Origin of the sequence: Kineococcus auxinigenes, assembly GCF_050871525.1 — a bacterium.
GTDB lineage: Bacteria > Actinomycetota > Actinomycetes > Actinomycetales > Kineococcaceae > Kineococcus.
The window spans coordinates 1-3,130 of the sequence record NZ_JBKBCT010000134.1 but is presented as its reverse complement, the minus strand read 5'-3'; the positions used below and the strand labels follow the sequence as shown (position 1 = coordinate 3,130).

The window sequence follows — 3,130 nt, the reverse complement described above, 5'->3', positions numbered from 1 at the left end:
CCCCCCCCTCCCCCCCCCCGGCGCCCGCCCCCCCGCCCCCCCCCCCCCCCGCCCGGCCCCCCCGGCGCCGTGGGCGGTCGGGACGCTCAGGCGGTCCCGCCGCCCGGCTGCAGCACGCCGTTCACGCACAGCTCGTACGCGGGGTAGGCGGTCCTGGTCCCGGTCGGGTCGTCGGCGGTGACCAGGACGGCGGCCACCTCCGGGGTGAACCCGAGCGCGTGCTTGACGCTGGTCACCGTGGTGAAGCCCCACGGGGTGCGCACGACGGGCAGCTCCACGACGGAGACCCTCTTCCCGGAGGTGCCCACCACCTGCACGGTCCAGCCGGCGACCTCGGTGGGGTGCGCCTCGCTCAGCGAGCTCCAGGTGGACAGGTCGGTGGCGCCGGCGACCGGCTGCCCACCGACCGAGACGCCCTGGACCCGCACGCCCGGCTCGGCCACGCCGCCGTCGGTGAGGTAGCGGATCGCCACGTCGACGGTCTGCCCGGCGTAGGCGGAGGCGTCGAAGGTCTGCGTGCCGGAGACCTCGCCGGTCAGGCCGGGCAGCTGAGCGGTGATGCGCGGGTCGGCGCCGGGGTCGGCCTCGGTGGTCGTGGCCTCGCTGGACAGCGACACCCAGCCGCCGGCGGCCTCGTCCCACACCTGCACGACCGCGAAGTCCCAGCCGGCCTCGGCGTCCACCTGCAGGTCCACGCCGATCGTCGGGTCCTGCGCGGGGATCGCGAACTCGCGCACGATGCCGCGGTCGAAACCGTTCCCGCTGCCGGAGTACAGCTCGTCGCCGTCCTGCTCCCACTCCACCGGGGTGGTGGGGTAGGTGTTCGAGCCCTTGAACGTGACCAGCCCGCGGTCGACGTACCCGGCGGCGTCGCGCAGCCGCACGAAGTCGGCGCCGTTCACCGGCGCACCCGGGGAGTCGTAGGACTGCGGCGAGTCCCAGTTCACCCGGGCGGTCAGCCCTTCGGTCTGCAGGGCCCCGGCGTCCCCGCGCTTGACCTTCGCGCCGGCGTCGAGCGCGGCGTCCACGGCCATCGAGGCGAGGAAGTCGTGCAGGACGTCCTGCGAGCGCACGTCGTGCCCGGACCGGCGCAGCACGGCGTCCAGGCCGGCCAGGCCGCCCTCGGGCTCGTTGTGCAGGGCGGTCATGAACTCGTCACCGCCGAAGCGGTCGTGCAGGTAGATCATGAACGCGTAGGCGCTGCCGTAGTCGGCGAGGATCTCCGGGTCGCCCTGGTCGCCCCACAGCGTGATCGACTGCTCGGGGCCGCCGTACTCCTGCTGCTCGTTGAACCCGAGGAACGTGGCGATGTAGTTGTCGGCCTCCTCGGTGTTCGGGGCCGGGGTGGGGTCGGAGAACCCGAGCAGGTCCTCCACCCACATCGACAGACCCTCGTTGACCCACGACAGCTCGTCGGGGTCGGCGTAGTGCTCCAGCAGGTGCTGGTACTCGTGGGCGAACGTCGCCTCGTAGGTGCGCCCGGCCGGTTCTCCCAGACCGGGGCGCTGCAGGTAGTCCGCGCAGGCCAGGTAGTCGGGGTCCTGCGAGTCGTCCGGCGGGTTGTCGCCGGTGCGGTGCAGCCAGTCGAACCCGTCGATCGTCATGACGTTGCGGTCGACGAGGTCGTTGAACAGCGAGTAGAAGAACCCGGCGATGTAGGTGCGCCCGTTCTCGTTCGTCGGGTCGTAGTAGTTCTGGTCGCGGACGTTGTCGATGAGCGCGACGGTGCGCTCCCCCCCGCCGGACCAGTACCCCTCCGGGTAGGCGCCGCCACCGGGCGCCTCGATGAGCTCGCCGAGCACCGCGGCCGAGCCGTCGCGCGGCGGTGCCACGGAGAACACCTCCGACTCCACCGGCAGGATCGTCTCGTCGAACTCCTCGACGAAGCCGGCGACCTGCTCGTCGGTGACGACGGTCAGCTCACCGCCGCCGGTGGTGTTGCGGCAGTCGCCCTCGGGGAAGGAGAGGTCGTCGGCGACCCACACCTCGATGCCGTCGCCGAGCCCGCGCAGCGTGTAGCCCTGCACGGTCACGACGCTCTCGACGACCTCGCCGTCGGGCGTGACGCCGCCGTCGACCAGGGTGGGCCAGTCCCGCTGGTCGCCGACCTGCACCTGGCCGTCGTCACCGCCGCCGTCGGCGGGCGCCGCCAGGGTGGTGCGCGCTCCCGCGGCGCCCGAACCGGCGGCGTCGGGGGCCACCACGGGCAGCGGCGCGCCGTCGCGGTACTCGCCGTCGAGGACGCGGACGTCGGGGGCCGGGGCCTGCGAGGGGGTGGCGGCGGGCGAGGCCGCCGCTGCGGCCGGGACGGCCAGAGCCGTGGCCGAGAGCGCGGCGACGGCGATGCGTCCGCCGCGCGAGGGGTCCAGACCCATGCGTGTCCTCCTGGGGATCCGCCGGTGCCTGGTCCGGCACCGGTGCGCTGAAGCATCCACTGCGTCACAGTCCGTGCACAAGGCCCCACGCTGCAGCTACCGGACGGCGACCCCTCAGCCGGGGCGGCAGGATGGTGCCGTGCCCTACCGCGTGATGACCGTGTGCACCGGCAACATCTGCCGCTCCCCGATGGCCGAGTCGGTGCTGCGCCGCCGGTTCGCCGAGGCGGGCCTGGACGGCGAGGTGGTCGTGGACTCCTCCGGGATCAGCGACGAGGAGGACGGCAACCCCGTGGACCGCCGGGCTCGCTCGGTGCTGGCCGACGCCGGTTACGACGTCCCCGAGCACCGCGCCCACCAGGTCACCGCCGACGAGATCGCCTCCCGCGACCTGCTGCTGGCCATGACGGCGCGGCACGCGCGCCGACTGTGCACCCAGGCCCCCGACGAGGCCTCGGCGGGGCGGGTGGCGATGTACCGCTCCTTCGACCCGGCCGCCCCGGCGGCGGCGGGACCGGGCGCGGTGGCCGACGAGTCCGCCCTCGACATCGCCGACCCCTGGTACGGCGACCGCGACGACTTCGTCGAGGCCCTGGCGCAGATCGAGGCCGCCGCCGACGGGATCGTCGAGCACGTGCGCCGCGCCCTCGCCACCCGGGCCACCCACCCCTGACCCCGCCCCAACCCCGACCCCGACCCCGACCCCCACCCCAGCCCCAACCCCGTCGTGATCTGGCACGATTGAGAGCGCCCCC

General features: G+C 74.2%; 2 protein-coding genes. One reads left to right on the top strand and one right to left on the bottom strand.

What is annotated here, in order from left to right; translation table 11 throughout:
• Positions 1-86: 86 nt before the first annotated feature.
• Positions 87-2,375, bottom strand: coding sequence for a peptidase M6 (locus ACRYR9_RS19595; RefSeq protein ID WP_432494294.1), 2,289 nt, complete (start codon positions 2,373-2,375; stop codon positions 87-89).
• 139 nt (positions 2,376-2,514) lie between these two features.
• Here ACRYR9_RS19595 and ACRYR9_RS19590 point away from each other — a divergent pair, with 139 nt between their 5' ends.
• On the top strand, positions 2,515-3,048 hold the full coding sequence (locus tag ACRYR9_RS19590) for a low molecular weight protein-tyrosine-phosphatase (RefSeq protein WP_432494292.1): 534 nt from the start codon (positions 2,515-2,517) through the stop codon (positions 3,046-3,048).
• Positions 3,049-3,130 lie beyond the last annotated feature (82 nt).

What these genes read in the sequence shown, in the direction of transcription:
- ACRYR9_RS19595 (WP_432494294.1), bottom strand. Translation starts at nt 2,375, where the DNA reads ATGGGTCTGGACCCCTCGCGCGGCGGACGCATCGCCGTCGCCGCGCTC.